23 protein-coding genes are annotated in these 26,658 nt (G+C 74.5%); 15 read left to right on the top strand and 8 right to left on the bottom strand.

Translation table 11 applies throughout. The features are described from left to right. The first annotated feature begins 39 nt into the window (after window positions 1-39). Window positions 40-888: a serine hydrolase gene (locus Msi02_RS12760; RefSeq protein WP_204048545.1), complete on the top strand. Its 849-nt coding sequence runs from the start codon at window positions 40-42 to the stop codon at window positions 886-888. Here the strand turns inward: Msi02_RS12760 and atzF are convergent. Genes atzF through Msi02_RS12740 form a run of 4 tightly spaced genes read right to left on the bottom strand, consistent with a single transcriptional unit; the run spans window position 858 to window position 7,441 of the window. Further along, on the bottom strand, window positions 858-2,525 hold the full coding sequence (gene atzF, locus Msi02_RS12755) for an allophanate hydrolase (RefSeq protein WP_239108364.1): 1,668 nt from the start codon (window positions 2,523-2,525) through the stop codon (window positions 858-860). The genes Msi02_RS12760 and atzF overlap by 31 nt on opposite strands. Continuing rightward, window positions 2,518-6,036, bottom strand: a complete 3,519-nt coding sequence (locus Msi02_RS12750) for a 5-oxoprolinase/urea amidolyase family protein (RefSeq protein ID WP_204048543.1) — start codon at window positions 6,034-6,036, stop codon at window positions 2,518-2,520. Before Msi02_RS12750 ends, atzF begins: the two co-directional genes overlap by 8 nt. Beyond that, a complete protein-coding gene (locus Msi02_RS12745) occupies window positions 6,033-6,629 on the bottom strand; it encodes an urea amidolyase associated protein UAAP2 (RefSeq protein WP_204048542.1) in 597 nt (198 codons plus the stop codon). Before Msi02_RS12745 ends, Msi02_RS12750 begins: the two co-directional genes overlap by 4 nt. Next, a complete protein-coding gene (locus Msi02_RS12740) occupies window positions 6,626-7,441 on the bottom strand; it encodes an urea amidolyase associated protein UAAP1 (protein ID WP_204048541.1) in 816 nt (271 codons plus the stop codon). Before Msi02_RS12740 ends, Msi02_RS12745 begins: the two co-directional genes overlap by 4 nt. A 199-nt stretch (window positions 7,442-7,640) precedes the next feature. Here Msi02_RS12740 and Msi02_RS12735 point away from each other — a divergent pair, with 199 nt between their 5' ends. Beyond that, window positions 7,641-8,303 (top strand): TetR/AcrR family transcriptional regulator, encoded by a 663-nt coding sequence (locus tag Msi02_RS12735; protein WP_204048540.1) that lies wholly within the window; start codon window positions 7,641-7,643, stop codon window positions 8,301-8,303. On the opposite strand, the gene Msi02_RS12730 is transcribed toward Msi02_RS12735, so the two are convergent. Then, complete coding sequence (locus tag Msi02_RS12730) at window positions 8,235-9,782, bottom strand: amino acid permease (RefSeq protein ID WP_204048539.1); 1,548 nt, start codon at window positions 9,780-9,782, stop codon at window positions 8,235-8,237. The genes Msi02_RS12735 and Msi02_RS12730 overlap by 69 nt on opposite strands. Window positions 9,783-9,956: 174 nt before the next feature. Between Msi02_RS12730 and Msi02_RS12725 the strand changes: the two genes are divergently transcribed. Beyond that, window positions 9,957-10,868, top strand: a complete 912-nt coding sequence (locus Msi02_RS12725; protein WP_204048538.1) for a LysR family transcriptional regulator — start codon at window positions 9,957-9,959, stop codon at window positions 10,866-10,868. 114 nt (window positions 10,869-10,982) lie between these two features. Next, the gene (locus Msi02_RS12720) at window positions 10,983-12,185 is read left to right on the top strand and encodes an NAD(P)/FAD-dependent oxidoreductase (RefSeq protein ID WP_204048537.1); all 1,203 of its coding nucleotides are present in this window, start codon (window positions 10,983-10,985) and stop codon (window positions 12,183-12,185) included. 45 nt (window positions 12,186-12,230) lie between these two features. On the opposite strand, the gene Msi02_RS12715 is transcribed toward Msi02_RS12720, so the two are convergent. Beyond that, window positions 12,231-12,698, bottom strand: a complete 468-nt coding sequence (locus Msi02_RS12715; protein ID WP_204048536.1) for an SPW repeat protein — start codon at window positions 12,696-12,698, stop codon at window positions 12,231-12,233. Window positions 12,699-12,925: 227 nt separating this feature from the next. On the opposite strand from Msi02_RS12715, the gene Msi02_RS12710 reads away from it, so the two are divergent. Beyond that, on the top strand, window positions 12,926-13,843 hold the full coding sequence (locus Msi02_RS12710) for a DMT family transporter (protein ID WP_204048535.1): 918 nt from the start codon (window positions 12,926-12,928) through the stop codon (window positions 13,841-13,843). On the opposite strand, the gene Msi02_RS12705 is transcribed toward Msi02_RS12710, so the two are convergent. After that, on the bottom strand, window positions 13,755-14,894 hold the full coding sequence (locus tag Msi02_RS12705; RefSeq protein ID WP_204048534.1) for an MGDG synthase family glycosyltransferase: 1,140 nt from the start codon (window positions 14,892-14,894) through the stop codon (window positions 13,755-13,757). The two genes, Msi02_RS12710 and Msi02_RS12705, sit on opposite strands and share 89 nt — an antisense overlap. 47 nt (window positions 14,895-14,941) lie before the next feature. Here Msi02_RS12705 and Msi02_RS12700 point away from each other — a divergent pair, with 47 nt between their 5' ends. The 8 genes from Msi02_RS12700 to Msi02_RS12665 all read left to right on the top strand — a co-directional run bounded on the left by Msi02_RS12700 (window position 14,942) and on the right by Msi02_RS12665 (window position 24,639). Beyond that, window positions 14,942-15,724 carry a polysaccharide deacetylase family protein gene (locus Msi02_RS12700; RefSeq protein WP_204048533.1) on the top strand — a complete coding sequence of 261 codons (783 nt, stop codon included), beginning with the start codon at window positions 14,942-14,944 and terminating at the stop codon, window positions 15,722-15,724. A gap of 172 nt (window positions 15,725-15,896) precedes the next feature. Further along, the gene (gene hpnC, locus Msi02_RS12695; protein WP_204048532.1) at window positions 15,897-16,748 is read left to right on the top strand and encodes a squalene synthase HpnC; all 852 of its coding nucleotides are present in this window, start codon (window positions 15,897-15,899) and stop codon (window positions 16,746-16,748) included. Then, a complete protein-coding gene (locus Msi02_RS12690; protein WP_239108363.1) occupies window positions 16,723-17,745 on the top strand; it encodes a phytoene/squalene synthase family protein in 1,023 nt (340 codons plus the stop codon). The genes hpnC and Msi02_RS12690 overlap by 26 nt, the downstream gene beginning before the upstream one ends. Continuing rightward, on the top strand, window positions 17,742-19,151 hold the full coding sequence (gene hpnE / locus Msi02_RS12685; protein ID WP_204048531.1) for a hydroxysqualene dehydroxylase HpnE: 1,410 nt from the start codon (window positions 17,742-17,744) through the stop codon (window positions 19,149-19,151). Before Msi02_RS12690 ends, hpnE begins: the two co-directional genes overlap by 4 nt. Next, the gene (gene shc / locus Msi02_RS12680; protein ID WP_239108362.1) at window positions 19,148-21,019 is read left to right on the top strand and encodes a squalene--hopene cyclase; all 1,872 of its coding nucleotides are present in this window, start codon (window positions 19,148-19,150) and stop codon (window positions 21,017-21,019) included. The genes hpnE and shc overlap by 4 nt, the downstream gene beginning before the upstream one ends. Beyond that, the gene (ispH, locus tag Msi02_RS12675) at window positions 21,016-22,542 is read left to right on the top strand and encodes a 4-hydroxy-3-methylbut-2-enyl diphosphate reductase (RefSeq protein ID WP_239108361.1); all 1,527 of its coding nucleotides are present in this window, start codon (window positions 21,016-21,018) and stop codon (window positions 22,540-22,542) included. Before shc ends, ispH begins: the two co-directional genes overlap by 4 nt. Next, complete coding sequence (gene hpnH, locus Msi02_RS12670) at window positions 22,542-23,546, top strand: adenosyl-hopene transferase HpnH (RefSeq protein WP_204048529.1); 1,005 nt, start codon at window positions 22,542-22,544, stop codon at window positions 23,544-23,546. The genes ispH and hpnH overlap by 1 nt, the downstream gene beginning before the upstream one ends. Window positions 23,547-23,640: 94 nt before the next feature. Then, window positions 23,641-24,639, top strand: coding sequence for an RNA polymerase subunit sigma-70 (locus Msi02_RS12665; protein ID WP_204048528.1), 999 nt, complete (start codon window positions 23,641-23,643; stop codon window positions 24,637-24,639). A gap of 14 nt (window positions 24,640-24,653) precedes the next feature. Here Msi02_RS12665 and Msi02_RS12660 read toward each other — a convergent pair whose 3' ends face one another. Further along, window positions 24,654-25,388, bottom strand: coding sequence for an SDR family NAD(P)-dependent oxidoreductase (locus Msi02_RS12660; RefSeq protein WP_204048527.1), 735 nt, complete (start codon window positions 25,386-25,388; stop codon window positions 24,654-24,656). Between the two features lie 160 nt (window positions 25,389-25,548). Between Msi02_RS12660 and Msi02_RS12655 the strand changes: the two genes are divergently transcribed. Next, entirely contained in the window at window positions 25,549-26,115 is a 567-nt protein-coding gene (locus tag Msi02_RS12655) for a hypothetical protein (RefSeq protein ID WP_204048526.1), read from the top strand. 4 nt (window positions 26,116-26,119) lie between these two features. Next, the gene (locus Msi02_RS12650) at window positions 26,120-26,614 is read left to right on the top strand and encodes a hypothetical protein (protein ID WP_204048525.1); all 495 of its coding nucleotides are present in this window, start codon (window positions 26,120-26,122) and stop codon (window positions 26,612-26,614) included. Window positions 26,615-26,658 lie beyond the last annotated feature (44 nt).

The raw sequence follows: 26,658 nt of genomic DNA, 5'->3' as shown, positions 1-26,658 counted from the left end.
GACCCCGTGCAAGTCCGGCGAGAGCGGAAAGGAACGGACGTGAATAATCCCGGCGGGCCGGAGACGCTGCGGCTGGAGGAGGTCGCGGCCTCCTGTCCGGGCACGCTGGCCGTCTGCGTGCCCGGGGCGCTCGGCCTGAACGAGGACGTGGTGCTGCCGCTGGCGAGCACCGGCAAGGTGCTGCTGCTCGCGGCGCTCGCGCAGGACGTGGCGGCGGGGGTCGTGGATCCGGGCGAGCGCGTGACGCTGCTCGACGAGGACTACGCGGGCGGGTCGGGCCTGCTGACCGGCCTGTCGGCCCGCGACTGGACGGCCGGCGATCTCGCGCTGCTCACCGCCGCCGTCAGCGACAACACCGCGACGAACGCGCTGCTGCGGCGGCTCGGGCTCGGCCGGGTGGACGCGGCCGCCGCCGCGCTCGGACTGGCCAGGACCCGGATCCACGACAGGATCCGCGAGCCCCGGCTTCCCGGGCATCCGCCGTCCTTCGCCACCGGGACGGCGCGTGAGCTGGCCGGGCTCATGCGGTCGCTGGCGTACGGGCGCGAGCCGTGGCAGCGGCTGCTGCTCGGCTGGATGGCGCACAACACCGACCGCGCGCTGGTGCCCGCGCTGCTCCCGCACGAGCCCGAGGACCGCGACCCGCCGGCGGCCCTGCCGTACGCCGCCGGGGTCTGGGTGGCGAACAAGACCGGCACGGACGCCGGGACGCGGGCCGACGTGGGCGTCATGGCCGGGGCGAGGTGGGAGGGCTACGCCGTGCTCGCGCACGGGCCGGCGGGCCGCGAGCACGCCCTGGTCGAGGCGATCCGGCAGGCGGGTCTCGCCGTCGCCGCCGTCGTCTGTCCGGGAGCGGGTCAGGCGTGGACCGCCGGGGATCGGAGGTAGGCGCGCCACCCCCCGTGGGCGGTGATGTCGGCCGCGTCCCGCAACCCTTCCGGCGCGCAGAGGAAGCCGGGCACGTTCGTGCCGTCGGCGAGTTCGACCTGGCCCAGCGTCATCGGGCGGGGAAGGGCCGCGAGCAGGCGGCCCAGCCCTTCGGCGGGAAGTTCCCACACCTCGCACTCGATGGCCGCGCCGTTCTCCGGGACCCGGACGAGCCCGGGTTTGGGCGGGTCGGTGGTCAGGGCGTGCAGCCGGTAGCGCGCCGCGGTCGTGGTGGTGGCGAGCAGGCGGGCGCCGCACGCGGTGAGCTCGTGGTTGAGCGGCTGTCCTGACAGGTGCGCGCCGGCCACGGCCAGGCGGACGGACGGCCGGAGCAGCCGGGCGATGGCGGCCAGGTCGTCGTCGGCGTGGGCCCGGCCGACCAGCATGACCCCGTACGGCAGTCCGTCCACCCATCCGGCGGGTACGGCGAGAGCGCACATGTCGAAGAGGTTGACGAAGTTGGTGAAGCGGCCGAGCTCGCTGTTGACGCCGACGGGGTCGGCCGCGACCTGCGCCAGGGTGGGATGACGGGGAGCGACCGGCAGGAGCAGGGCGTCGCGGTCGCCGAGCAGGGACAGGGCCCGCTCGCGGAGCGCCGCGAGCCGTTCCCGATCGGCGAACAGACGGTGCGCGGGCAGGTCACGGGCCGCGGTGATGACGGAGGCGACGACGGGATCCAGGTCCGGGCCGCCCCTTTCCGCAGACGCGTCGACGAACGCGCCGACCGCGGTGTAACGCTCGGCGACGAACGCCCCCTGGTAGAGCAACGCGGCGGCCTCCAGGAAGGGGGCGGGGTCGATCGGGCGGATCTCCACGCCCGCCGAGGCCAGCCCGCCGGCCGTCGCCTCGAACGCCTCGGCCCAGCCCGGCGCCAGCGACCCGAGATCGGCGGTGGCGGGCACCGCCACCCGCCACGGCCCGGGGCGGCGGGCCGGACGGGATACGGGCGATGCGGAGGGGCCGGTCATGAGGGCCAGGGCCCGCTGGGCCTCGGGGAGCGTGCGGGCGAAGACGCTGACGCAGTCCAGGCTCCGGCAGGCCGGGACCACGCCTTCGGCAGGGATCAGGCCGCGGGTGGGCTTGAGTCCGACGATGCCGTTGAAGGCGGCGGGCACCCGGCCCGAGCCCGCGGTGTCGGTGCCGAGCGCCAGGTCGGCCAGGCCCAGCGCGACGGCGACCGCCGAGCCCGAGCTGGACCCTCCGGAGATCCGGGCCGGGTCGGTGGCGGCGCGCACCGCGCCGTAGGGGCTGCGGGTGCCGACCAGCCCGGTGGCGAACTGGTCCATGTTGGTGGTGCCGAGCACGACCGCGCCGGCCGCGCGGAGCCGGGCCACAGCGGGGGCGTCGGCGTCCGGAAGGTAGGCGTAGGAGGGGCAGCCGGCGGTGGTCGGCAGGCCGGCCACGTCGATGTTGCCCTTGACGGCCAGCAGAGACCCCGCGAGAGGGAGGTGTTCGCCGCCCGTCACCCGCGCGTCCACGGCTGCGGCTTCGGCCTCCACGTCGGCCTGTGGCCGCAGGTCGATCCAGATCTCCGGACGGTCCGTCTCGGTGATCCGGGCGTAGGCCCTGCGGACTCGTTGCAGCGCCGTCTCAGCCACGATCACTCCTCAGCACCACCAGCGGGGTGCCCGCCTCCACCTGGTCACCGGGGCCGACCAGGACTCGTTCGACCACGCCGTCGGCGGGGGCCGGGACGGCGGACTCCATCTTCATCGCCTCCAGCACGATCAGCGGCTGCCCGGCGGCGATCCGCCGGCCGGGCGTGACGCCGATCTGCCACACACTCGCGGTGAACTCCGCTTCCACCACTTCGCAGCCCGGTGGCAGCTCCAGCTCGGTTTCGGCCGGCCCTTGGGGCTGCTCCGCCCGATCGAACTCGCCCGACGCCTGCCAGGCCGCGCGTTCGGCGGCGAAAGCGGCGGCCTGCCGTTCGCGGAAGGCCGCGATGGAGCCGGCGTGCTCGGCCAGGAAGCGGTGGTGGTCGGCGAGCCGGAACACGCCTTCTTCGATCTTGGGTTCGAACCGCCCCGCCGCCAGGTCGGCGCGTAGTTCGAGCAGTTCTTCCGCCGTGACCGGATACCAGCGGATGCGGTCGAAGAAACGCAGCAGCCAGGGGAAGCCGGGCTGGAACCCGCCGCGTTGCTGCCAGCTCGACCACACCTGTGTGGTGCGGCCCACGAACTGGTAGCCGCCCGGTCCCTCCATCCCGTAGACGCACAGGTAGGCGCCGCCGATGCCGACGGAGTTCTCGGCGGTCCAGGTGCGGGCGGGGTTGTACTTGGTGGTGACCAGACGGTGCCGGGGGTCGAGCGGGGTGGCCACGGGAGCGCCGAGATACACGTCGCCGAGCCCGAGCACGAGGTATTCGGCGTCGAAGACGATGCGGTGGACCTCGGCCACGTCGTCCAGGCCGTTGACCCGGCGGATGAACTCGATGTTCGACGGGCACCAGGGCGCGTCGTCGCGCACTCCCGCCATGTAGCGGGCGATGGCCTCCCGGGTGGCGGGGTCGTCCCAGGACAGGGGAAGGTGGACGACGCGGCTGGGCACCTCAAGCTCTCCGGTGGGCGGCAGACCGGCCTCGATGCGGAGCAGTTCGGCCAGCAGGTCGCGCTGCGAGAGCGCGTCCGGGTCGAGATGGATCTGGAGCGAGCGGATGCCGGGGGTGAGGTCGATCACGCCGGGCAGGTCCCGGGCGGCCAGTGCCTCCGCCAGCGCGTGCACGCGCATGCGCAGGCCCAGGTCGAGTTCCATCGGCCCGTACTCGACGAGGATGTTGTCGTTCCCGCTGCGCCGGTAGGTGACGCTGGGCCGCTCGCCGGTCTCGGGGAGGCGGTGGAGCACGCCGCCGTCGCCGGGGACGCCGATCGCAGGGGGCACGGGGACGAAGGTGACGGTGTCTCCGGGCCGGAGCTGACCGAGTTTCCAGCGTTCGGAGGTGACGACGGTGGCCGGGCAGACGAACCCGCCGAGCGAGGGGCCGTCGGGGCCGAGCACGACCGGCATGTCGCCGGTGTAGTCCACGGCGCCCACCGAGTAGGGGGTGTCGTGGATGTTGGAGGGGTGCAGTCCCGCCTCGCCGCCGTCGAGGCGTGCCCAGCGCGGTTTGGGGCCGATCAGGCGTACGCCGGTGCGGGCGGAGTTGTGGTGGACCTTCCACCGGGCGGCGTAGAAGTCGTGGATGTCGTCGTCGGTGAAGAACTCGGAGTCGGCGTGCGGGCCCTCGACCACGCCGATCCGCCAGGCGTGCCCGAACTCGGGCCGCTCACCGGGATCGGCGCTGCCCTCCGCGAGGCGTCCGCCGTGCAGGACGTCCCCGGCGCGCAGGGCCCGGCCGCCGTGTCCGCCGAACCCGCCGAGGGTGAACGTCGCGGCGCTGCCCAGGTAGGCGGGAACGTCGAACCCGCCCGCGATCAGCAGGTAGACGCGCAGTCCGGGCCCTTCGGCGGCGCCGATGTCCAGCACGCCGCCGGCGGGCACGGTGACCGGCTCCCACTGGGGGACGGGCGCGCCGTCCACGGTGACGGGGGCGGGCGCGCCGGTGACGCAGACGGTGGTGGCGTGGCTGAAGCGCAGCGCCGGGCCGCGCAACGTGCACTCCAGGCCGGGCGCGCCGGGGTCGTTGCCCAGGGCGGCGTTGCCGTACCGGAAGGAGCGGTCGTCCATCGGTCCCGACGGCGGCACGCCCACCTGCCAGTAGCCGGTCCGTCCCGGCCAGTCCTGGACGGTGGTGAGGGTGCCGGCACGCACCACCTCGATGCGGCGGGAGCCGTCGGTGAGCCCGGCCAGGGTGGCCGTGCCGTGCGTGGCCGCCCGTACGGAGGGGTCGTCCACGGCGGCGCGCAGCAGCCCGAGGTTGGTCTCGACGCCGTCGATCCTGGTCTCGGCCAGCGCCGCGGCCAGCCGGTCGAGGGCCTGTTCGCGGTCGGCGCCGTGCGCGACGACCTTGGCGAGCAGCGGGTCGTAGGCGCTGCTCACCTGGGTGCCCGTCTCCACCCAGCCGTCGACTCGCACGCCCTCGGGGAACGCGACGCGGGTGAGCAGGCCCGCGCTGGGCCGGTGGTCGCGGCTCGGGTCCTCGGCGTAGACCCGGGCCTCGACGGCGTGGCCGGTGGCCGCGGGTGGGTTCTCCAGGGCGGCGCGCACCTGGCTGACGTCGCCCTGGGCCAGGCGCAGCATCCATTCGACCAGGTCGACCCCGTAGATCGCCTCGGTGACCGGGTGCTCCACCTGCAGGCGGGTGTTCACCTCCAGGAAGTACGGCTCGGCACGCGCCGGGTCGTAGATGAACTCGACGGTTCCCGCCGACCGGTAGCGCACCGAGGCGCACAGGCCGGCGGCGCTGTCGGCGAGCCTGGCGCGCACCAGCGGCGGCAGGCCGGGGGCGGGGGCCTCCTCCAGCACCTTCTGGTGACGCCGCTGCAGGGAGCAGTCGCGGTCGCCGAACGTGACGACGTTGCCGGTGCCGTCGCCGAAGACCTGGACCTCGACGTGCCGGCCGCCCTCGACCAGGCGTTCCAGGAACAGCCCGGCCGTGGCGAAGCCGGCGGCGGCGGTGCGCTGGACGCTCTGCCACGCCCGGGCCAGGTCGTCGTCGTCGCGGCAGGCGCGCATGCCGATGCCGCCGCCTCCGCCGGTGGCCTTGAGCATGACCGGGTAGCCGATGTCCCGCGCGGCGATCAGGGCCGCGTCCAGGTCGGGGAGCAGGCCCGTGCCGGGGAGCAGGGGTACGCCGGCCCGCTCGGCGGCGGCGCGGGCGGTGTGCTTGGCGCCGAAGAGGTCGAGCTGCCCGGGGGTGGGACCGACGAAGGCCAGGCCGGCGGCCTCGACCCGGCGCGCGAAGGCGGCGTCTTCTGACAGGAAGCCGTAGCCGGGGTGGACGGCGTCCGCGCCGCTGTCCAGGGCGGCCTGGAGCACCCGGTCGGCGTCCAGGTAGCTCTCCCGGGCGGGGGCGGGGCCGAGCCGCACGGCGTGGTCGGCCAGGCGGACGTGGGCGGCGCCCCGGTCGGCGTCGGAGTAGACGGCGACCGTGCGCAGGCCCAGGCGGCGGGCGGTGGCGATGACGCGCACGGCGATCTCGCCCCGGTTGGCGATGAGAAGGGTGTTCATCGGACCGTCATCCGTATGGGCGTGGGGTCGAAGCCGTTGCACGGGTTGTTGATCTGCGGGCAGTTGGAGACCAGGACCAGCACGTCGGTCTCGGCGCGCAGGGTGACGGCGAGGCCGGGGGCGGAGATGCCGTCCACGATGCCGAGCGTGCCGTCGGGCTCGACCGGGACGTTCATGAACCAGTTGATGTTGCTGACCAGGTCGCGTTTGCCGAGCCCGTGGCGGCCGCCCTCGATGAGGAAGTTCTCCACGCAGGCGTGCTGGGAGTAGGTGTGGTGGCCGTACCGCAGCGTGTTGGACTCCTTGGAGCAGGCGCCGCCGACGGTGTCGTGGCGGCCGCAGGTGTCGGCGACGACGGTCATCAGCGGGGTGTGCTCGTTGGACAGCAGCACGCTGCCGGTGGTGAGGAAGATGGAGCCCTGCGCGTGGATCGTGTCGGCGGCGCTGTAGCGGACGGCCGTGTCGTGCGCGTCGTACAGCAGGCAGTCGACGGCCTGGTTGCCGCCGAGGTCGGTGATGGTCAGCTCCTGCCCGGCGCGGATGATCGCCGACCAGGGGGCGCGAGCCGGCACGGTCACGTCCACCACGGTCATCGGGTCACCTCGGCGGTGTTGAGGAAGGCGCGGCGGCCTTCTGGGCCGGCCTGCCAGAGGGGGTCGCCGGGCCCGGTGGGCCGGGCGCGCCAGGCCAGGACCTCCAGCGGGGTGCAGGTATAGGCGGGGCGGGGGTCGACGGGGTGGGCGGTGTTGGCGACGAGCACGGTCAGCGGCATCTCGGCGCGCAGGGTGACGGACGCGCCGGGCCCGGCGGAGCCGGTGAAGGTCAGGCCGCCGTCGGGGCCGACCCTGACCCCCTGGAAGAAGGAGATCGACGGGGGCAGGTCCCGGGGCTGGAGCCCGTGCTTGGCGGCGGCCAGCTTGAACAGCTCGCGCCCGGCGGGGGCGGGGCCGTGCGGAGAGCCGTCGCCGTAGCGCTCGGTGTTGCGCCGAAGGGTGGAGGTCCCGCACATGGTGTCGTGGCGGCCGGAGGTGTCGGCGATCACGGAGGCCAGCACGCGGCCCTGGTCCGACAGCAGCAGGTGGCCTTCGCCGAGGTAGGCGTTCCACAGCACCTTCACGGTGTCGGCCACGTTGAGCCGTTCCCAGGGGCGGCCCTCCACGTAGAGCAGCAGGTGCGCGCAGGCGTCGCCGGCCAGGTCGGTCAGGCGCAGCTCGGTCCCCCGGGCCAGCACCTTGTGGGTGTAGCCGCCCCCGGCGACGGTTTCCGCCCACACGAGGTCGTCGGGGTCGACGCCGCCGGGCGGGGTGGGCCAGTCCGAGGCCGGGAGCACCGGCATGGTGTCGCTTCTGGTGCCCTCCTGGGCTCGGGCGTGCTCGCGCGCGCCGTACGTCGTGCTGGTCGCCATGACGCGTTCTCCTCGGGGAGGGGGGGTGAATTTCTGTCGCACGACAGAAATTAGGCGGCGTGTGTTTCCTCTCACGCGCCCCCGGGTTTCCCGCCTGTTACCGGAAGCGCACAGCCGCGGCGACCGGTCGGAGGTGTGCGACGATCGTGCGGTGAGTGCCCGTTCCAACGTGCCCAGATCCGACGTGGCAGGTTCCAGCGTGCGAAGGGTCGGCAGGCCGCGCGCCGTCGCGCGGCCGCGAAGCGGGCTGAGCCCGCGGGAGGAGATCCTGACGGCGGCGGCCGAGTTGTTCACGACGCACGGCTACGCCGCCACCACGACGAGGGCGATGGCCGAACGGGCCGGGATCAGGCAGGCGTCGATCTACCACTACTTCGGCGGCAAGGAGGACATCCTCGCCGAACTGCTGGAAAGCACGGTGCGGCCCTCGCTGGAGACCGCCGGCGCCCTGACCGGCGGCACGCCGGAAGAGCGGCTGTGGGAGCTGTGCCACTGCGACGCCAGGCTGCTGTGCTCGGGCCCGCACAACCTGGGCGCGCTCTACCTCCTGCCCGAGGTGCGCACCGAGCGGTTCGCCGCCTTCCGGCGCATGCGCGGCGAGCTCAAGGACGCCTACGCGCGGCTGCTTGCGGCCACCTCCGCCGGTGCGGCGCTGACGCCCGCCGACCGGGCGCTGCGCACCGATCTGCTGTTCGCGCTGATCGAGGGCGTCATCCTGATCCGCAGGGACGCCCCGGGCGAGATGGCCGCCGACGTCCTGGAGACGCTGGCGGCCGCCACCGCCGACGCGGCGCTACGCCTGGCCGGGATTGCCGACCGGGATCTGCCCGGCCCGCGCACGACGGGCCGCGGGCCGGCGTAGCCGCCGGTAGAGCGCGCCCAGAGCCACGACCGCCGCCAGGAAGAGCAGGGTGAACCACTGGAAGAACCAGTGGCCGGTGATCGGGGCGTACACCTCGGCCCTCGGCCAGGCCAGGTTGATCATCATCGCCAGGCCGTAGCAGAAGGCCATTGCGTTGACCGGCAGGCCCCAGCGGCCCATGCTGAACAGCCGGCCGCCGTCCTCGGCGAACCCGGCCGGCGCTCCGCCCCGCCAGCCGCCGCGCAGGCGCTGGAGCAGCAGCGGGCCCGTCACCATCGCGTACGCCAGGTAGAGCAGCACGATGCAGGTGGTGCCGATGGCCAGGAACGCCTCGGGAGAGGCGAAGTCAAGCAGCAGGATGCCCGCCGCGGCCACTCCGGTGACCAGCGCGGGCCCGGTCGGCATCCCGGTGCGGGGCGAGACCCTGGACAGCGGGCCCGACAAGGGCATCATCCCGTCACGCGCCATGGAGAACAGCATCCTGGTGGCGGCGGTCTGGATCGCCATGGTCGCCACGGTGATCGCCAGCACCACGTCGGCCAGCAGCAGCTTTCCCACCCAGTCGCCCAGGCTGCTGGTCAGCACGTAGGACAGGCCCTCGGCGGCCAGCCTCCCGTCGGTCAGGCTGGGAGCGGCGAGCAGACCGGCGAACAGGATGAGCCCCCCGAGCACCCCGGCCGCCGTGAGCGCGGTCAGGATGGTGCGCGGGGCGACTCGCCGAGGGCTGCGGGTCTCCTCGCTCAGCTCGCCCGCGCTGTCGAACCCGATGAGGACGTAGGCGGCGGTGAACGAGCCGACCAGCAGCGCGCCGATGGCTCCGCCCTGCCCGCCGGTGCTGAAGGTGACGCCGGGACCGTGCTCGGCATGGGTGAGCAGCAGCACGACGATGAGCACCGCGCCGACGATCTCGGCGGTGACGCCGATGCTGTTGATCCGTGCCAGGACGCGGTTGTCGACGATGTTCACGGTCGTGGTGAGCGCGAGCAGGACAAGGCCGAGGACCGCGGCGTTGGCCGCTCCCGTGGCGGTGGTGGGCGCGGGGTCGCCGCCGACGAGCTGGAAGCCCGGCCAGATCGCGGGCAGCACCACCTGCAGGGCGAGCGCCGCGGCGGCGATCACGACGATCTGCCCGAGAATCATGATCCACCCGGCGAACCAGCCGAACGCCGCCGTGCTGAGGCGGGTGGACCACTGATAGATGGCGCCGGAGATCGGGTATCGGGCGGCCAGTTCTGCGAAGCAGAGGGCGACCAGGATCTGCCCGGCCAGCACGACGGGCCAGGTCCAGAAGAATGCCGGACCGCCGAAGGCATACCCGAAGGCGAAGAACTGGAAGACCGTGGTCAGCACGGAGATGAAGGAGAAGCCGGCGGCGAAGGAGGCGTACCTGCCCATGCTGCGGTGCAGCTCCTGGCGGTAGCCGAACGTCTGCAGGGCGCTCTCGTCGGTGGGGGGCGAGGGAGGGACGGTGACGGCCATCGGAGCTCCGGGCGCTGGGGGGATTTCTGTCGGTTGACAGTTATGTACGGGGCGGTCGTTTCCGCGTCGTCACGGGCACGTTCATCCGCCGTAACGCATCCCTCACCGCCCGCGCAGAGCGGCATCGGCCGGCATATGAGCAGGTCCGATACCGGGTTCACCGATACTGGGGGGATGCTCAGCAGCCACCGCCTCAAGGTGCTCCTGGAGGTCTTCAGGACCGGGAGCATCGCCGGAGCCGCCAAGTCCCTGCGGCTGTCGCCCTCCGCCGTCTCCCACCAGCTCGCCCGGCTGGAGGAGGAGGCGGGGGTCGGGCTGGTGGAGCGGGCCGCGCACAGCCTGCGGCTGACCGCGGCGGGCCACCGCCTGGCGGGACGGGCCCAGGAGGTGCTCGACCTCATCGAATCCGCCGAGAAGGACCTGCTCGCCCAGGCGCGGGCGGACGCCGGGCAGCTGCGCATCGGGTTCTTCGCCTCGGCGGGCTACCGCCTGCTGCCGATGGCGTTGTCGTCCTTCACCGCGCGCCACCCGGGCGTCGAGCTCGACCTGGTGCTCGGGCAGCCGCACGAGCTGCTGCCCGACGTGGAACGCGGCGAGCTGGACGTGCTGGTCGTGTTCGAGCACGCGCTGGATCCCTGGAAGGCCCCGAAGGGCGTCGAGGTCGTCCACCTGTTCGACGAGCCGCAGCTCCTCGTCATGCCGCTCGGCCACCCCGCGGGACACCGGCCCCGCGTACGGCTGACCGACCTGGCCGACGAGCCGTGGATCACCACGTTCGGCACCGAGACCCCGGTGTCGGTGCTGGAGCGGGCCAGCGCGCTGGAAGGGATCACGCCCACCATCCGCTGCCGCAGCGACCACTACGAGGTGACGCTCGGCCTGGTGCGGGCCGGGCTCGGCGTGGCCCTCGTGCCGAGCCTCGGGGTGCAGGGCGCGGCGGGCATCCAGGTGTGCCAGGTGGAGGGGCCCAGGCTCTACCGGCGGGTCGGCGCCGCCCTCCGCCCGACCAATCCCAATCCCGCGCTGCGCGCGTTCGTCGACTACCTCAGGGACGCCTCGGCCCGCCTCAGCGTCACCCTCAGGTGAGCCGGGATCCCTGACGTCGTCCATGCCCGCCCATGCCCGGCCGTTGACACAGTGTCACGATTGTCCGCTTTTTGTGGCCATGAGTGAGGCTGGCGGGCTGCCGCCCCCGCGGACATGCTCGTCAGCGACGGGGAACATCCGGACGAACGGGGGTCGAGGGACGTGCGGTGCACGGTGGTCGGGGCCGGCGCCTGGGGTCTGTCCGCCGCGGCCGAGCTGTCCGCGCGGGGCCACCGGGTCACGCTGGTCGAGCGCCACGGGATAGGCAACGCGCTGTCCTCCTCGCGCGGACCGACGCGGTTGTGGCGGCTGGCCGACCCCGACCCGCTGAAGATCCGGCTGTCGCTGCGTGCCCGGGACGCCATGCGGCGGCTGGAGCGCCTGACGGCGACGACGGTGCACCTGCGCCGGGGGCTGCTATGGCGGGACACGGAGTCGCTGGTGCCTCTCACGGCCGCGCTGCGCGTCGCGGGCGTGCCTTTCACCGCGGTGGAGGCCGCCGACGTCGGCCGGTTCTTCCCGGGGCTGGCGGGCGACGGCCGCGGCGCGGTGTTCCAGGCGGACGCCGGTGTGGTGCTCGCCGAGACGTACCTGGCGGCTCAGGCGGAGCGGTTCCGGGCCGGCGGCGGGCGCCTGCTTACGGGTGAGGTGGTCGCGGTGGACGCCGCCGCCCGGCAGCCGGAGGTTCGCCTGGCCGACGGCACCACGCTGACCGGTGACGCGGTCGTGGTCGCCGCGGGCCCCGGCACTCCCCCGCTGCTCCCCTCTCTGGGCGTCACGGTGCCGCTCAGGCCGTACCTCGAGCAGGTGGTCCACTACGCGGGCATCGAGTCGACCACACCCGCGCCCGGCCTGATCGACGGGCCCGTCCACGACGGCCCGGCCGTGTACGCCATGCCCACCCCGGGCGTCGGCTACAAGGCCGGGCTGGACGCGCCGCTGCGGCCGCTCGCGCCGGGCGACGACGACCGCACTCCGGATCCGGCGCGGACGGCCGAACTGACCCGCCGCATAGCGGCCATGTTCCCCGGCGTCACGCCGCGGGTCGTGGACGAGCAGGTGTGCAGCTGGACCGACTCGCCGGACGGCCGCTTCGTCATCGACAAGGTCGCCCGCGCGGCGGTGCTGGCCTGCGGCGACAGCGGCGAGGGCTTCAAGTACGCCGCGCTCGTCGGCGACGTGCTCGCCGACCTCGCGGAGGGCCGGCAGCCGGACGACGACATCGCGGCCCTCTCCCTCACGCGCCTGGCCGTGATTCCGGACGATCCCGGAAGGGCGCCGACCGCCCTCGGGCGGACGTCCGCCTGGGAGCCCTAGAAGCCGCGCCCGGCCCACCTGGAAGGTGGGCCGGGCGTCCGTTCGTCACCAGTTGCCGAGCCTGCGCGCGCTCCGCTCGCCCCGCTCGTGCCGGCGGAACGCCTGCGCCATCGCCAGCGCGGCGGCCCCCAGCGCGAAGATCACGATGCCGATCGCGACGTTGTTCCAAACGGTCGTCGCCGTGGCCTCAGCTCCCCCGCGCAGCACAAACGGCGAGACGATCGCCCACACGCCGAGCAGCGGGAGAAGCCACCCCGTGCCGTAGGTGCGCCCGAAGGCGGACGCGAGCCCGAGAGCGAGGGCGCTTACCACGAGGCCGGTGATCAGGTTGTTGACGGTCATGCCCCGGAATCCGAAGAACCCGATGATCCACGGCGAGAGGGCCAGATACAGGCCGGCCAGGAAGGCCAGCCCCTCCAATACCTGGGCGGGGGCCGTCGAGCCCGCCCGATCGTACGTCTGGCGCAGTTCACTGACGTCGGGATGACGCTCGAGGCCGGTCGGTCCAACCATGTCTGGTTCCGCCTTTCCTGCTGCGTGCGTTTGTGCCGACGGCCATACCCCCAAAAATCTCGACATTCTCGATTTTGCTTAATATTCGTGTATTTATTCACCAATTACTTGATAAATACGTTTCGGAGCGTCCAAGGCGACATGCGGCGGGCACGGCCGGGGAGGGTACCGGTAAGGGCCTGCAAGGGATGGCCGCAACGAGAGGCCGGAGACGGGGCGCTGGGGTCATGATCGCTGTTGTCCTGGCGTTGCTCGCCGCGGCGGCCAACGCCGTCGCGTCCGTACTGCAGCGCCGGGCCGCCCGCAGCGCCCCGGCCGACGAGGCGTTCCGGGCCGGCCTGATCTGGGACCTCGTACGGCGGCCCGCCTGGCTGGGCGGGATCGGCGCGCTCATCGCGGGCTTCCTGTTGCAGGCGGCCGCCCTGACGTCGGGAGGGCTCGCGCTCGTCCAGCCCCTGCTCGTCGCGGAGCTGCCGATAACGATGCTCGTGGCCGGCCGGATGTTCCGGGTTCGCGTCACCCCGCAGACGTGGCTGGCCGTCGGCGCGCTGACGGCAGGCCTGGCCGGATTCCTCGCGGCGGCCTCACCCACCCCCGGTCACCGGCTTCCCGGCGTGCTGACCTGGGTGGTCTCGGCGGGCGTGACCGCCGGGCTCCTCGCCTGCTGTGTGGCCGCCGCGATCGCCAGCGGCGGGCCCGCCCGCGCGGTGCTGCTCGGGGTCGCCGCCGGCCTCGGCTTCGCCTACACCGCCGTCCTCATGAAGCGCACGGTGGAGGAGCTGCCCGGGGGCGCGCGGACGCTCGCCGGCTCGTGGTCGCTGTGGGCCATGGTGGCCGCCGGTCTGTGCAGCCTGTTCCTGCTGCAGAACGCCCTGCACAGCGGTCCGCTCGTCGCCGTGCAGCCCGCGCTCACCGTGACCGACCCGGTGGCGAGCACGGCGTACGGCGTGGCGATGTTCGGCGAGGACATCCGCACCGGCCCGTGGGTGCTGCCCGAGCTGACGGGCATGGCCCTCATCCTGTACGGCAGCGTGCTGCTGTCGAGGCACGCGCCGCTCAGGGAGCAGGCTCGCATGGCCGGAGCATGGCATGGCCGGGGAGCAGGAGGTCCGGGAGGAGAAGGGACTCGGCCTGCGCCGAGGTGAACAGGGCGGCCGTCCGGGCGGTGAGCGCGGCCCGCCCGGGCAGGCCGGGTTCGAGCCGGTCGAGCGCCCGCAGCAGGTCCCCCGGGCGGCGCGCGTGCACGCTCACCCCGGCGCGCGCCATCGCGAGCACGCCGTCCCTGCCATGGCCCGCGATGGGCCGGTGGGTGACGACCGGCACTCCCGCCGCGAACGCCTCCCTGCAGGTCAGCCCGCCCGCGTTGTCGACCAGCGCGTAGGCGGAGGCGAGCAGGTCCGCCAGGTCGTCCCGCCAGCCGAGTGCGGCCCCCGCTCCGGCCCGGCCGAGCATGCGCCCCAGGCGGCGGCGCAGCCGCTCGTTGCGCCCGCACAGCACGACGGGCGCGTACCGGCCCGAACGGGCCAGGAGCTTGGCGGTCGCCGCGACCCTCCCGACCCCCCAGGACCCCGCGCAGACGAGCACGATCCGGTCGCCCTCCCGCAGGCCGATCCGGGCCCGTACATCCGCCGTACCAGCGCCGGTTGCCGCAGCCGCGAACCCGGGACGGACGATCGGGGCGCAGCGGAAGGCCGGGCGGCCGACGGCGGCCGTCACGGCGAGGGCCGTGGCCGTGTCGGGGCACAGGTAGCGGTCGTTGCCGGGGTGCAGCCAGAGGCGATGGACGGCGAAGTCGGTCAGCACGACCACGCTCGGCACGGCCAGCCGCCCCCGGGCCCGCAGGTGCCCGGCGGCCTGCGCGGCCACGTGGAAGACCGGCACCACCAGGGAGGGCCGTACGCGGCGCACCACCCGGGCCAGCCCGGCCGCGGCCACGACCGTCAGCGGCGAGGTGGAGGGGGCCCGGCGGGAGACGAAGAAGACGCGGTAGACCAGCGCGTACAGCCACGGCGCCCGCAGCATCACCCCGCGGTACCACCACCGCAGGAGCACGCCCAGCCGCAGCGGCAGCAGGGCGAGCACGTCCACCACCTCCACGCGCGCGCCGGCGGCGGCCAGGCGGCGGGCCAGTTCGGCGGCCACGGCGTCGTGGCCCGCGCCCATCGAGGCGCTGACGATCAATGCCCTGTCCCTCATGACCCTCCTTCCCGGATGGGGGGCGGCGTGGCGGACACTGGAAGGCGATGAGACCTCACGCGCTCGTCGTCGCCGGGCCGGCCCTGCTGGCCGCCCTGCTGCATGCCGGGCCGGGGGCCGCCTGGCTGCCTCCGGTCCGCCGCCTGCTGCCGTCCCTCGCGGGCGAGGGCGATCCCGGGCACGTGGCGCTGACCTTCGACGACGGGCCCGACCCGCGGTCGACCCCGCTGTTCCTCGACGAATTGGACCGGCTCGGGTGCCTGGCGACCTTCTTCCTTCTCGGCGAGATGCTCGACCGCCATCCCGAGGTCGGGCGGAGCATCGCGCGGGCCGGTCACGAGGTGGCCGTGCACGGCTGGCGGCACGACAACGCCCTGGTCACCCGGCCGGGCAGGGTCGCGGCGGAGATGGGCAGGGCCGCGCGCCTCGTCGCCGCCGTCACCGGCGCACGCCCCTCCTGGTATCGCCCGCCGTACGGCGTGCTGAGCGCCGAGGCGCTGCTCGCGGCCCGGTGGCACGGCCTGCGGCCGGTGCTCTGGACGGCCTGGGGCGAGGACTGGACGGAGCGGGCCACGCCCGGCTCGGTGCTGAGCACCCTGGAGCCCGGCCTGCGCGGCGGGGCGACGCTGCTGCTGCACGACTGCGACCACACCTCCGCCCCGGGTTCCTGGCGCTCGGCGCTGGGCGCGCTCGCCGGCGTGGTCGGCCGCTGCCGCGCCGCAGGGCTGCGTGTCGGACCGCTCGGCGCCCACGGCGTTGGTGTACCCGGTGGCGCGCGGCCCCATCGGCTCCCGGTCCCGGCAAGCTTTTACCTGCGACCGGAAGCATAAAAAGGGGGGAAAAGGGCGGCTCACTCTCTGCGTGCTTCTCGACCACGGTTTTGCCGATTTTTCCGGACGTCACCCGACAGGGGACTTCGCTTTTTCCGCCCGATTGCCCACGTAAAAGCGCCCGCCCGGTCTGTCGGGTTTTGTGGTGATTTGCGGTGGAGATTCTTCAGGCATGTCCGCAGCGGACGTACGCGACGCCGCGCGCCGGGAGAACTTCCCGGTGGCCTCCCGCCTGCTTCCGCGCGCGTACCGCCGCGACCTGATGGCGGTGTACGGCTTCGCCCGCTACGTGGACGACGTCGGCGACGAGGCGGCCCCCGCCGAGCGGCCCGCGCTGCTCGACGCCGTCGAGGCCGACCTCGGCCGCCTGTACGCCGGGGGGAGCCCGCGGCTGCCCGCCGTACGGGCGCTGGCGCCGCTGGTCACCGGGCGGGGCGTGCCGCGGACGCCCTTCCTCAACCTGGTGGAGGCCAACCGGCGCGACCAGGTGGTGCGGCGCTACGACACCTTCGCGCAACTACTGGCCTACTGCGAGCTGTCCGCCAACCCGGTCGGCCGGATCGTCCTGCACGTCTTCGGCGTGGCCACCCCGGAGCGGGCGCGGCTGTCGGACCGCATCTGCTCCGCCCTGCAGGTGATCGAGCACTGCCAGGACGTGGGCGAGGACCACGCCCGCGGCCGGGTCTACCTCCCCGGCGAGGACCTGCGCAGGTTCGGCTGCCGCGAGGCCGACCTGGACGCCCCGCGCACCTCCCCGCGGCTGCGCCGGGCGGTCGCGCTGCAGGCCCGCCGCGCCGCCACCCTGCTGGACGAGGGCATGCCGCTGCTGGAGACGCTGAGCGGGTTCGCGCGTACCGCGGTCGCCGGGTACGTCGCGGGCGGCCGGGCGACGCTCGCGGCGCTGGAACGCGGCCGGCACGACGTCCTCGGCGGGGCGGTCCGCGCGCGCCGCCGCGCGGTGCTGAGCGAGTGGGTGCACGTGCTGAGGGAGGTGAACGGTGACGGTTCCCGGCGCGATTCCTGATCCCGTTCCCGATCGCCCGCCCGGCCCCGCCCCGCGTCGCGTGGGCGACGACCCGTCCGGTCCCGCCCTGCGCCCCGTCACGCCCATATCCGTGCCGGCGCCCGTGTCCGTGCCCGTGTCCGTGCCGATCGCCTACCGGTACTGCGAGCGCGTCGTCCGCACCCGGGCGCGCAACTTCGCCTACGGCATCCGCCTGCTCGCCCCGCCCAAGCGCCGTGCGCTCAGCGCGCTCTACGCCTTCGCCCGGCGGATCGACGACATCGGCGACGCGGCCGGGCCGGTGGACGCGCGACTGTCGGCACTGGAGGAGGCGCGGGCGGGACTGCGGACCCCGCGGCCGGATCCCGCCGACCCCGTGCTGGTGGCCCTGCGCGACGCCGCCGGGCGCTTCCCCGTGCCGCTGGAGGCGTTCGAGGAACTGATCGACGGATGCGCGGCCGACGTCGCGGGCGCGCGTTACGAGTCCTACGAGGACCTGGTCGGCTACTGCCGGGAGGTCGCCGGGTCGATCGGGCGGCTGTCCCTCGGCGTGTTCGGCCTCGCCGGCGGGGCGGCGGCCGGGGACGGGGCGCTGCGGCGGGCGGCGCGGCTCGCGGACTCCCTGGGGGTGGCGCTCCAGCTCACCAACGTGCTCAGGGACCTGCGCGAGGACCGGTGCTCGGGCCGGGTGTACCTGCCCGCCGACGACCTGCGCAGGTTCGGCTGCACGCTCGACCTGGACGCGGCGGGGGCGTTCACCGACCCGCCCGAGCGGCTGGCGCGGCTCATCCGGTACGAGGCAGGGCGGGCGCTCGGCTGGTACGCCGAGGGGATGCGGCTGATCCCGCTGCTCGACCGGCGCAGCGCGGCCTGCACCGCGGCGATGGCGGGCATCTACCGGCGCCTGCTCGCCCGCATCGCCGCAGACCCGGGCCGGGCGCTGGCCGGGCGCGTGTCGCTCACGCCGTGGGCGAAGGCGATGGTCGCGGCGCGGGCGATCACGGGAGCGCCCCGATGAACGGCCCGGTGAACGGCCCGGGGAGCAGCGGGGAGGGTGCGACGGTCCCGCCCGTGGCGGTGGTGGGCGGCGGCCTCGCCGGCATCACCACGGCCCTCGCGCTCGCGGAGGCCGGGTGGCCGGTGACCCTGTACGAGGCGAGACCCCGGCTCGGCGGGGCCACCCACTCCTTCGCCCGGGGCGGCCTGACGGCCGACAACGGGCAGCATGTCTTCCTGCGCTGCTGCACGGCGTACCGCGGGCTGCTGGACCGGCTCGGCGGCACCGGGCGGGTGCGCCTGCAGGAGCGCTTCGACGTGTGCGTGCTGACCCCGGACGGCGGGCGGGGACGGCTGCGCCGGGCCGCGCTGCCCGGGCCGTTCCACCTGCTGCCCGCGCTCGCGGGCTACCGCCTGCTGTCCCCCGCCGACCGGCTGCGCGCGGTGCGCGGCGCGCTCGCGCTGCGCGGGCTCGATCCGGCGGAGCCCGCCCTCGACCGGGCCGCGCTCGGCGGCTGGCTGGCCGACAACGGCCAGCGGGAGACCGTACGGCGGGCGCTGTGGGACGTGTTCGCGGTGGCCGCGCTCAACATCCCGTCCGACGAGGCGGCGCTGGGGCCGGCGGCGATGGTCTTCAGGACGGCCCTGCTCGGCCGCGCCGACGCGGCCGACATCGGCGTGCCGTCCGTCCCGCTCGGCGACCTGCACGGCGGCGCCGCGCTGTCGGCGATCACCCGGCTGGGCGGCGAGGTGCGGCTGGCGGCGAAGGTCTCCCGCGTGCTGCCGGGGCTGCCGGGCCTGAGCGGACCTTCGATCCTCGTGGGCGGCGCGCGGGTCGGCGCGTCGGCCGTCGTCGTCGCCACCCCGCACGGCCAGGCCGCGCGGCTCGTGCCGGCGGAGGCCGCGCCGGACCGGGACGCCTGGGCGGGCCTCGGGGCGAGCCCGATCGTCAACGTGCACGTCGTCTACGACCGGCCGGTCACCCGGCTGCCGTTCGCCGCCGTCGTGGGCTCGCCGGTGCAGTGGATCTTCGACAGGACCACCTCGGGCGGTCTCACCCGGGGCCAGTACCTGACGGTTTCGGTGTCGGCGGCGCGGCACTGGATCGACGTGCCCACGGCCGTGATGCGGGAGGTGTTCCTGCCCGAGCTTGAGCGGCTGCTCCCGGCCGCGCGGGCGGCGCGGGTCGTGGACCTGTTCATCACCAGGGAGCGGCGGGCGACCTTCCGGCAGGTCCCGGGGAGCGGGGGGCTGCGCCCCGGCGCGGCCACCCGGTGGCCCGGGCTGTTCCTCGCCGGCGCGTGGACCGACACGGGCTGGCCCGACACGATGGAGGGAGCCGTGCGCAGCGGACTCCAGGCGGCCCGCCTCGTCAGGCGGCATCTCGAACGCCAATGGGCTACTCGGATGACGGAGCGGGCGCGGTGACCGCCGTCGCGACCAGCGCCGCCCGCGCCGCGACCGCCCTGAAGGCGGCCCGCGACCACCTGCTCGGCCTGCAGTCGCCCGAGGGGTGGTGGAAGGGCGAGTTGCAGACCAACGTGACCATGGACGCCGAGGACCTCCTGCTACGCGAGTTCCTGGCCGTGCGGACCGAGGAGGAGACCGCCGAGGCCGCCCGGTGGATCAGGTCCCAGCAGCGCCCGGACGGCACATGGGCGAACTTCCACGAAGGGCCCGCCGACCTGTCCACCACGGTCGAGGCGTACGCGGCGCTGCGGCTCGCGGGCGACCCGCCCTCGGCTCCGCACATGCGCGCCGCGGCGGCGTACGTGCGCGGAGCCGGCGGCATCGAGGCGACCAGGGTCTTCACCCGGATCTGGCTCGCCCTGTTCGGCCAGTGGCAGTGGGAGGACCTGCCGGTCATCCCACCGGAGATCATGTTCCTGCCGCCCTGGTGCCCGCTGAACGTGTACGACTGGGCCTGCTGGGCACGGCAGACCATCGTCCCGCTCACGATCGTGACCGCGCACCGGCCGGTCCGCCCGCTGCCGTTCGGCCTGCCGGAACTGCGTACCGGAAAGCCCGCGCCGCGGGCCCCGCGCACCGGCTGGGACGCCGCGTTCGCGGCCCTCGACCGCGCCCTGCACCGGTACGAACGGCGCCCGATCCCCGGGCTCCGCCGCGCCGCGCTCAGGCGGGCCGCCGAGTGGGTGGTGGCCCGTCAGGAGGCCGACGGCTCGTGGGGCGGCATCCAGCCTCCCTGGGTCTACTCCCTGATCGCGTTGCACCTCAGCGGGTACGGCATCGATCACCCCGTCATGCGCGCCGGCCTGGCGGGGCTGGACAGGTTCACCATCAGGGAGGACGGCACGCGCAGGCTGGAGGCGTGCCAGTCGCCGGTCTGGGACACCGCGCTCGCGATGACCGCCCTCCTCGACGCCGGCCTGCCCCGCGACCATCCCGCGCTGGCCCGGGCCGGCGAGTGGCTGCTGCGCGAGGAGATCCGGGGGCCGGGCGACTGGACGGTGCGGCGCCCCGGCCTCCCGCCCGGCGGCTGGGCGTTCGAGTTCGACAACGACGGCTACCCCGACATCGACGACACGGCCGAGGTGATCCTCGCGCTGCGCCGGCTGGGCCGGCCCGACGCCCGGCCCGCGCTGGAGCGGGGGCTGCGCTGGATGGCCGGCATGGCCTCCCGCGACGGGGGATTCGCCGCCTTCGACGCCGACAACACCCGGGAGCTGTGCCTGCGGCTGCCGTTCTGCGACTTCGGCGCGGTCATCGACCCGCCGTCGGCCGACGTGACCGCGCACGTGGTCGAGGCGCTCGCCGTCGAGGGCATGGCCCGCTCCCCCGTCGTACGCCGGGCCGTGGTGTGGCTGCTGCGGGCGCAGGAGCCCGACGGCTCGTGGTTCGGCCGGTGGGGGGCCAACCACGTGTACGGCACCGGGGCGGTACTGCCCGCCCTCGCCGCCGCCGGGGTGCGGCCCGGCGCCCCCTGCGTACGGCGGGCCGTGGCGTGGCTGGAGGCGCACCAGCACCCCTGCGGCGGCTGGGGCGAGGACATGCGCTCCTACCGCGACCCCGCCTGGATCGGGCGGGGCGAGCCGACCGCCTCGCAGACAGCCTGGGCCCTCATCGGCCTGCTCGCCGCCGGGGAGCGAGGCCCGTGCGTGGACAGGGGCGTGGCCTGGCTGGCCGACAGCCAGCGCCCGGACGGCACCTGGGACGAGCCCTACTACACCGGGACGGGCTTCCCCGGCGACTTCTTCATCAACTACCACCTCTACCGCCTCGTCTTCCCGGTCAGCGCGCTCGGCCGCTACCTGCATGCCCGGGAGGGGATGTCATGACCGATCTGATCGTGTGCACCGCGCTGGGCATGGAGGCCAGGGCCGTCGCCCGCGGGCTGCGGGCCCGGCCGGATCCCGGGAGCGACCGTCCGCGCGTCCGGGTCGTCCGGATCGGCATGGGGCCCGACCGGGCGGCGCGCGCGGCGGCCCTGCTCCCTCCCTCCGCCGCCCTCGCCGTCACCGGCTTCGGCGGGGCCCTCCACGACGGCCTGCGGCCCGGGGACGTGCTCGTCGCCACCGAGGTCCGCTCCGGCGGCAGGGTCTGGCCGTGCCCGTCGGCCCCGCTGCTCGCCGGCGAACTCCTCCGCGCCGGACTGCCCGCCCGCACCGGCCCGCTCGTCACCTCCCCCCGCATCGTCACGGGCCGCGCCCGCCACGCGCTGGCCCGCGAGGGCGCGTACGCCGTCGACATGGAGAGCGCCGCGCTGGCCGCCGCCGCGGGGGCCCGGCCGTTCGCCGCCGTGCGGGTCATCGTGGACACCCCCGACGCGCCCCTGCTGAACCTCGCCACGATGGGCGGCGCGGTCGCCGCGCGGCGCACGCTCGCCCGGATCGGTCCGGTCCTCGCGCGGTGGGCGGCGGCGGTGGGCCCGCGGCGGGTCCTGCTGGCCTCGCCCCGCTCGTTCTGCGCCGGGGTCGAGCGGGCCATCGAGATCGTGGAGCGCGCGCTGGACCGGTTCGGCGCGCCCGTGTACGTGCGCAAGCAGATCGTGCACAACATCCACGTCGTACGCGACCTGGAGCGGCGCGGCGCGGTGTTCGTCGACGACCTGGCCGAGGTGCCGGAGGGCGCGGTCACCGTCTTCTCCGCACACGGGGTCGCGCCCGCCGTACGGGAGGAGGCGGGGCGGCGCGGGCTGCGCGTCGTCGACGCGACGTGCCCGCTTGTCGCGAAGGTCCACGCGGAGGCCCGCAGGTTCGCCGCGCGGGGAGACCTCGTCGTGCTGATCGGCCACGCCGGGCACGAGGAGGTCGAGGGCGTGCTCGGGGAGGTGCCCGGCGCGGGCGCGCTGGTCGAGGACGAGGCCGGGGTCGCGAGCCTGCGCCCGGAGCGCGGAGTCGCCTACCTGACGCAGACCACGCTGGCGGCCGACGAGGCCGGGCGGGTCGCGGCGGCGATACGGCGGCGCTTCCCGGACGCCGAGGGCCCGCGCGGCGACGACATCTGCTACGCGACGACCAACCGGCAGCACGCGGTGCGGGCCGTCGCCGCGGAGGCCGACCTGATGCTGGTCGTCGGCTCGGCCAACTCCTCCAACGCCCTGCGCCTCACCGAGGTCGCCGCCCGCTGCGGTCACGATGGGGCGCCGCTCGCCCGCCTGGTCGACGGCCCCGGCGACATCGCGCTCGACTGGCTGCGCGGAGTGCGGACGGTCGGGCTGACCGCCGGGGCGTCCACCCCCGGCGCGATGGTGAACGCCGTCGTGGCCGCCCTCGGCGGGCTCGGCCCGCTGGAGGTGGAGGAACGGCGGGTGACCGAGGAGAACGTCGAGTTCACGTTGCCGAAGGAGGTGCGGCCCTGATGCCGATGCCCTTACGCCAGAGTCTGCGCGTCGGCGCGTACATCCTGGCCCAGCGGCTGCGCCGGCGGGAGAGGTTCCCGCTGCTGCTCGAGCTTGAGCCGTTGTTCGCGTGCAACCTGAAATGCGCGGGCTGCGGGAAGATCCAGCACCCGGCCGGCGTGCTGAAGCAGCGCATGCCGGTCGAGCAGGCGGTGGCCGCCGTGGAGGAGTGCGGTGCCCCGATGGTGTCCATCGCCGGCGGGGAACCGCTCATGCACCCGCAGATCGGGGAGATGGTCGAGGAACTGGTGGCGCGCAGGAAGTACGTCTTCCTGTGCACCAACGCGCTGCTGATCCCCCGCAAGATCGACGAGTTCACGCCCTCGCCGTACTTCGCCTGGGCGGTCCACATCGACGGCCTGCGCGAGCGGCACGACGCGTCGGTCTGCAAGGAGGGCGTGTTCGACGAGGCGGTCGCGGCGGTGCGCGAGTGCCGGCGGCGCGGCTTCCGCGTCACCACCAACACCACGTTCTTCGCCGGGGACAGCCCGCGCACCGTGATCGAGGTGCTCGACTTCCTCAACGACGACCTGTGCGTCGACCAGATGATGATCTCGCCGGGGTACGCCTACGAGAAGGCGCCCGACCAGGACTGCTTCCTGGGGGTGCGGCAGACGCGGGAGCTGTTCCGCGCCGCGTTCGCGGGCGGCAACCGCAGGCGCTGGCGGTTCAACCACTCGCCGCTGTTCCTCGACTTCCTGGAGGGGAAGACCGACTTCCCCTGTACGGCCTGGGCGATCCCGTCCTACTCCGTGTTCGGCTGGCAGCGGCCCTGCTACCTGATGGCCGACGGGTACGCCAAGACCTACCGGGAGCTGGTCGAGGAGACCGACTGGAGCGCCTACGGCCGGGGGCGGGACGCGCGCTGCGCCAACTGCATGGCGCACTGCGGCTACGAGCCGACGGCGGTGTTCGCCACCCTCGGCTCGCTGCGCGAGTCCCTGCGCGCCCTGCGCGGCGGCTGACCGCGCGGCCATGCCGGCCGATCCTGGTGATGAGTTGTCACGCCCGCGCCCGTCATACCTGCGAAGGGACACGACGAGGCGGAAGGATGACGTGATGGGTGCGGACACGCGGCTGGAGGAGCTGGGTGTGAGCGGTCTGAGCGAAGTCGGCGAGCCGGCGTTCTCGGGGCTGGCGGAGCGGCACCGGCGGGAGCTGCACGTGCACTGCTACCGGATGCTCGGGTCGTTCGAGGACGCCGAGGACACCGTGCAGGAGACGTTCCTGCGTGCCTGGCGGCGGCGGGAGACCTTCGAGGGGCGGTCGACGTTCCGGGCCTGGCTGTACCGGATTGCCACCAACGCCTGCCTGGACCTGCTCGCCAAGTGCCGCCCGGAGCCCGCGACCGGCGGCGAGGTGCCGTGGCTGCAGCCCTACCCGGACCGGCTGCTCGACGAGCTGCCCGCAAGCGACGCGGATGAGCCGGAGACCGTCGCCGTCGCGCGGGAGACGATCGAGCTGGCCTACCTGGTCGCGGTCCAGCACCTCGCGCCGCGCCCGCGGGCCGTGCTGATCCTGCGGGACGTGCTCGGCTGGCCGGCCAGGGACGTCGCGGAGCTCCTCGGGGACTCCGTCAACTCCGTGAACAGCGCGCTGCAGCGGGCCCGCGCCGGCATGCGGGAGCACCTGCCCGCCGAGCGGCAGGACTGGACCGGCGGCGAGGAGGACGCCGGAACGCGCGAGCTGGTGCGCCGCTATACCGACGCCAGCGTGGCCACGGACGTCGACGGGCTCGCCGCACTGCTGCGCGACGACGTCCGCTGCTCGATGCCGCCCACGCCGGGCCTGTGCGTCGGCCGCGACGCGGTGGTGAACGACTGGATCGAGAGCGGCTTCGCGGACATGAAGAACCTGCGCGCCGTCCCCACCGCCGTGAACCGGCAGCCCGCCGTCGCCTTCTACCAGTGGCGGAAGCAGGAGGGCGCGTACCTGCCGCTGACCATCGACGTCCTGCGCGTCACCGGCGGGGCGATCACCGAGATCATCACGTTCCACGACGACCGGTTCCCGCGGCTCGGGCTGCCCGAGCGCCTGCCGTCGGACGGCACGGAGTAGTCGGCCGGACTCGGTCAGGGGCGGCCGAAGCGGCGGGCGAGGACGCGGAACGCGCCGGGCGCGGCCCCGTGCAGGCGAGCGGGCAGCCGCAGCCAGGCAGGCACGTACACCTCGGCGCGGTCGCGCTCGACGGCGACCGCGATGGCCCGGGCCACCCGCTCCGGCGGGACGGGCGCCGGCCTGCGGCGCGTGTACGGCCTGCCGCGCCGGGCGAAGAACGGCGTGTCGACCACGCCGGGCACCACGGCCGTCACGCCGACCCCGGGCAGCTCGTAGCGCAGGCTCTCGGCGAAGGCCAGCAGGCCCGCCTTGGTCGCGGCGTACACCGCCTCCTCCCGCACGCCCACCACGCCGGCGATCGAGGCGACGTAGACGAGGTGACCCCGGCCGCGCTCCAGCATCCCGGGCAGCAGCAGCCGGGTGAGCTGCACGTGCGCCGTCAGGTTGACCGCGATCATGCGTTCGGCCGTGCCGCCGGACATCCGCGCGAGCGGCCCGCTCCAGCCCTCGCCCGCGCACGCCACCAGCATGTCCACCCGCCCGGCGCGTACGGCGAGGTCGGCCGAGGGGTCGGACAGGTCGGCCGGCAGGACCTCTCCGCCGGTCCGGGCGGCGACGCCCGCGAGCGCCTCCTGGTCGCGCCCGGACAGCACCAGCCGTGCGCCTCGGGCCGACAGCTCCAGCGCCGTGGCGGCGCCGATGCCGGACGACGCGCCCGTGACGAGCACCCGTGCCCCCGCCAGCCGCATCGCCCCACCCCCTCGCCCAGGGTGTACCCGCGGAGCACGCGCGTCCGCGGTTCCGCACGACGGAAGAAGCGGCCGGGGGACCGCGACCGAACAATGGGCCTGCGGGCCCTTGTCGGTGTTCCGGGCCCGGAGGCCACCGTTCCTTGAGTGAGGTTTGCGCATGGCGACTGAAGCGGTTCCCGCACTCAACCCCTCCGGCCGGGACCGGGCGCTCAACACGCGGCACCACCGCGCCGCGCTCGGGGTCTTCGCCCTCATCGTCGTGGCCCACTGGGCCGAGCACATCGCCCAGGCCATCCAGGTCTACGTGCTCGGCTGGAGCCTGCCCGAGGCCCGCGGCGTGCTCGGCCTGCCGTTCCCCTGGCTGGTGACGTCGGAGTGGATGCACTACGGCTACGCGCTGCTGATGCTGATCGGGCTGATCATGCTGAGGCACGGCTTCACCGGCCGGGCCCGCGTCTGGTGGAACGTGTCGCTCGGAATCCAGGTCTGGCACCACTTCGAGCACTTCCTGCTGCTCGTGCAGGCGATGACCGGCGACCACCTGCTGGGCCGCCCCGTGCCGACCAGCATCATCCAGCTGCTGGTGCCGCGCATGGAGCTGCACCTGTTCTACAACACCCTCGTCACGATCCCGATGGTGGTGGCGATGATCCTCCACCGCCGTCCCAACGAGGCCGAGCGCGCGGTCATGCGCTGCTCCTGCGCCCCGGCGCTCGCGAGGTGACGCCATGACGGCCGGACCCGGGGCAGGCCGCCGCTCCCCGGCCTTCACCGCCGCGCTCACGTTCGTCGCGGTCTTCCTGCTCTTCCTGGCCGTGCCGAACATCGGGCCCGTCGTACGCGCGGCCAGGGCGGACGGCGTGCCCGGCACCTTCACCGCCCGCTCGGTGACGTGCATCCGGCACCCCGGGCACGAGTCCTGCACCTGGACCGGCGACTTCCGGTCCGCCGACGGCGCGATCCGGCGCACCGGCGTGGCGCTGTACGGCGCCGACCGCGACATGCTGCGTGAGGGGCAGCAGACCCCGGCCGTGGACGTGGGGCGGCAGAGCCGGGTCTACGGCCCCGGTGGTTCCATGGAATGGGTCTTCACCGCGCTGCTGCTGCTCGCCGCGCTCGGCATCCTGCTCGTCGCGTACGGCCCGCCGGTGCGGAACCTGCTCCGTGCCCATACCCGTGCCCGTACCCCGGCGCCGTCCGGGCAGGTCCCGGCCGGCCGCTGACGGACGATCCACCGGGAGGCGTGTGACCCCGCATCCGAGGATCA

The sequence above is a fragment of the Microbispora siamensis genome (genome assembly GCF_016863095.1).
Taxonomy (GTDB): Bacteria; Actinomycetota; Actinomycetes; order Streptosporangiales; family Streptosporangiaceae; genus Microbispora; species Microbispora siamensis.
The sequence above is the reverse complement of the archived record's forward strand: the minus strand, read 5'-3'. Positions and strand labels throughout refer to the sequence as shown.

Coding starts and splice junctions, on each gene's coding strand:
- Msi02_RS12750 (WP_204048543.1), bottom strand. CDS start 6,036: ATGAACACCCTTCTCATCGCCAACCGGGGCGAGATCGCCGTGCGCGTC.
- Msi02_RS12745 (WP_204048542.1), bottom strand. CDS start 6,629: ATGACCGTGGTGGACGTGACCGTGCCGGCTCGCGCCCCCTGGTCGGCG.
- Msi02_RS12740 (WP_204048541.1), bottom strand. CDS start 7,441: ATGGCGACCAGCACGACGTACGGCGCGCGCGAGCACGCCCGAGCCCAG.
- Msi02_RS12730 (WP_204048539.1), bottom strand. CDS start 9,782: ATGGCCGTCACCGTCCCTCCCTCGCCCCCCACCGACGAGAGCGCCCTG.
- Msi02_RS12725 (WP_204048538.1), top strand. CDS start 9,957: ATGCTCAGCAGCCACCGCCTCAAGGTGCTCCTGGAGGTCTTCAGGACC.
- Msi02_RS12720 (WP_204048537.1), top strand. CDS start 10,983: ATGCTCGTCAGCGACGGGGAACATCCGGACGAACGGGGGTCGAGGGAC.
- Msi02_RS12715 (WP_204048536.1), bottom strand. CDS start 12,698: ATGGTTGGACCGACCGGCCTCGAGCGTCATCCCGACGTCAGTGAACTG.
- Msi02_RS12710 (WP_204048535.1), top strand. CDS start 12,926: ATGATCGCTGTTGTCCTGGCGTTGCTCGCCGCGGCGGCCAACGCCGTC.
- Msi02_RS12705 (WP_204048534.1), bottom strand. CDS start 14,894: ATGAGGGACAGGGCATTGATCGTCAGCGCCTCGATGGGCGCGGGCCAC.
- Msi02_RS12700 (WP_204048533.1), top strand. CDS start 14,942: ATGAGACCTCACGCGCTCGTCGTCGCCGGGCCGGCCCTGCTGGCCGCC.
- hpnC (WP_204048532.1), top strand. CDS start 15,897: ATGTCCGCAGCGGACGTACGCGACGCCGCGCGCCGGGAGAACTTCCCG.
- hpnE (WP_204048531.1), top strand. CDS start 17,742: ATGAACGGCCCGGTGAACGGCCCGGGGAGCAGCGGGGAGGGTGCGACG.
- ispH (WP_239108361.1), top strand. CDS start 21,016: ATGACCGATCTGATCGTGTGCACCGCGCTGGGCATGGAGGCCAGGGCC.
- hpnH (WP_204048529.1), top strand. CDS start 22,542: ATGCCGATGCCCTTACGCCAGAGTCTGCGCGTCGGCGCGTACATCCTG.
- Msi02_RS12665 (WP_204048528.1), top strand. CDS start 23,641: ATGGGTGCGGACACGCGGCTGGAGGAGCTGGGTGTGAGCGGTCTGAGC.
- Msi02_RS12660 (WP_204048527.1), bottom strand. CDS start 25,388: ATGCGGCTGGCGGGGGCACGGGTGCTCGTCACGGGCGCGTCGTCCGGC.
- Msi02_RS12655 (WP_204048526.1), top strand. CDS start 25,549: ATGGCGACTGAAGCGGTTCCCGCACTCAACCCCTCCGGCCGGGACCGG.
- Msi02_RS12650 (WP_204048525.1), top strand. CDS start 26,120: ATGACGGCCGGACCCGGGGCAGGCCGCCGCTCCCCGGCCTTCACCGCC.